The 2,275-nt window shown below is 70.7% G+C and carries 2 pseudogenes; both read right to left on the reverse strand.

The annotated features are described in order from the left end of the window. Positions 1 to 806: pseudogene (locus GCN75_RS28680) on the reverse strand (ABC transporter ATP-binding protein); the annotation flags it as partial. Then, positions 803 to 2,188: pseudogene (gene cydD, locus GCN75_RS28685) on the reverse strand (thiol reductant ABC exporter subunit CydD); the annotation flags it as partial. The pseudogenes GCN75_RS28680 and cydD, both read right to left, overlap by 4 nt. Positions 2,189 to 2,275: the final 87 nt, after the last annotated feature.

The raw sequence follows: 2,275 nt of genomic DNA on the forward strand, positions 1-2,275 counted from the left end.
AGCACGCCGGCCAGGGTCACGCTGCCGGCCACGCCGTACGCGGCGCCGGCCGCCGTGTCCAGGCGCAGCAGGGCCATGTCCGCCTGCGCCAGCGAGCGGTCGATCTGCGCCAGCGCCGCGCACTGGGCGTCGATACGCCCCGCCATCACCAGGTCCGTCTGGCCGGCCACCAGGTCGATGGTGCTGGAACGCAATTTTTCAATGGCGCGTGTGCGCACGATGGCGGGACGGCGGGCGCGGCGCGCCACCAGCCAGCCGATGCCGCCGCCGGCGGCCAGCAGCCAGATGGCCAGGCCCAGGCCCAGCTGCCACTGCATCACGCCCAGCGCCACGCCGGCCAGCAGGGCCGCGCACAGGGCCGAAAAAGCGGGCACCAGCAGGCGCAGGTACAGCGCTTCGAGTGCATCGATATCGGCCGTCAGGCGGAACAGCAGCCTGGCGGGCTGGCGCAGCAGCCGGCTGGCCGCCTCGGGACGCGACCAGCCGCGGAACAGTTGCACGCGGATGCTGGCCAGCGCGGCAAACGTGGCGTCGTGCGTGACGAGCCGTTCCGCATAGCGCGACCCCGTGCGACCGATGGCCAGCAGGCGGATGCCGGCCGACGGGCCGAACACGTCGAAGACGATGGCCGTCGACGCGTGCAGGCCGGCAACCGACGTGGCCGTGATGAACCAGCCGGACAAGCCCAGCAAGGCCATGCCGGCCACCACCGTCAGGGCCGCCAGCATGGCGCCGCCGATCAGCTTGCCGGGCTGGGCCAGCAGCAATTGCCGCAGCACGGGGTTGAGGATCAGTGAATTTTTCATGCGCGCAACTCCTGCGCCTGCGCCTGGGCTTGGGCATCGACCAGCACCGTGCGCTGCAGGCGGGAAGCCAGCACGGGGTCGTGCGTGGCGACCAGCATGGTCTTGCCCTTGGCCAGGGCCAGCAAGGCGTCCGTCACGCGCACCGCCGTTTCGCTATCCAGGTGGGCCGTCGGTTCGTCGACCAGCAGCAGATCCGCATGCGGATGCAGGGCCACGCGGGCCAGGGCCAGGCGCACGGCTTCGCCGCCCGACAAGCCCTGCCCCCCGTCGCTGAGCATGACGGCCGGCTGCGCCTGCGCCACGGCAGCCAGGTCGGCCAGGTGCAGCGCCTGCGTCACCTGCGCGGCAGTTGCGCCCACGCGGCCCAGGGTCACGTTCTGGCTGACGGAAGCGGCAAACACGTGCGGACGCTGGCCCATCCAGGCCATGCGCTGGCGCAAGGTATTGACGGTGCTGTCGTTCAGGCGCACGCCGCCGATGCGAATCTCGCCGCCGCTGGCGGGCAGCAAGCCGGCCAGCAGGGATAGCAAGGTGGTCTTGCCGGCGCCGCTGGCGCCCAGCAGGGCCACGTGTTCGCCCGCGCGCACGGCCAGGTCGAAGCCGTCGAATACGGGCGCTTCGCCAGGATGGGCAAAGCGCAGTTGATGGATGTCAATGGCGGGCGGCGGCGCCACCGCCATGGCGGCGGCAGACACGGCAGCTGCTGCCACGCCGGCGCCAGGCAGGGGCACGCCATCGGCGGCCAGGTCGTGCAGGCCGGCCAGGCCCGCTTCGCCGGCCGCCTTGTCGTGCCAGACGGCAGCCAGTTCGCGCAACGGCTCGAAGAACGCGGGCGCCAGCAGCAGGATGAACAAGCCCTGCCCCAGGCTCAGTTCGCGGCCCCAGGTGCCGAAATGGATGCTGCCCAACAAGGAGAACCCGATAAACGCAGCCACCATGGCCACGCCCAGCGCGGAAAACAGTTCCAGCACGGCGGACGACAGAAACGCGATGCGCAGCACCGCCATCGTGCGCCGGCGCACGGATTGCGAGGAAGCGTCCAGCCGTGCGGCCGTGGCGTCGACGGCGTCGAGCGCGCGCAGGGTGGCCAGGCCCCGCAGGCGGTCCAGCAGAAAGGCGTTCATGCTGCCCATTTCCACCATCTGCGCGCGGCTGGCCGCTTGCGCGCCCATGCCCACGAGGGCCATGAAGACGGGAATCAGGGGCGCGGCGATGAGCAGGATCAGGGCGGCAATCCACGACAGCGGCGTCACCACGGCGAGGATCACGAGCGGCACGAGCATCACCTTCCAGCGCGCGGGCCGGTAGCGCACCAGGTAGGGCACGATGGCTTCCGCCTGCTCGGCCATGACGCTGGCCGCCTGGCCCGGTGCGCCCTGCCTGCTGCGGCTTGTTCTTGCCGCGCGGCTTTGTTTTATTTAGGCAACACCGTCAAGCAGCATCGATACATCGTGTGAATCAGTCTGGTT

It is taken from the genome of Janthinobacterium violaceinigrum (genome assembly GCF_009208555.1).
Lineage (GTDB): Bacteria > Pseudomonadota > Gammaproteobacteria > Burkholderiales > Burkholderiaceae_D > Janthinobacterium > Janthinobacterium violaceinigrum.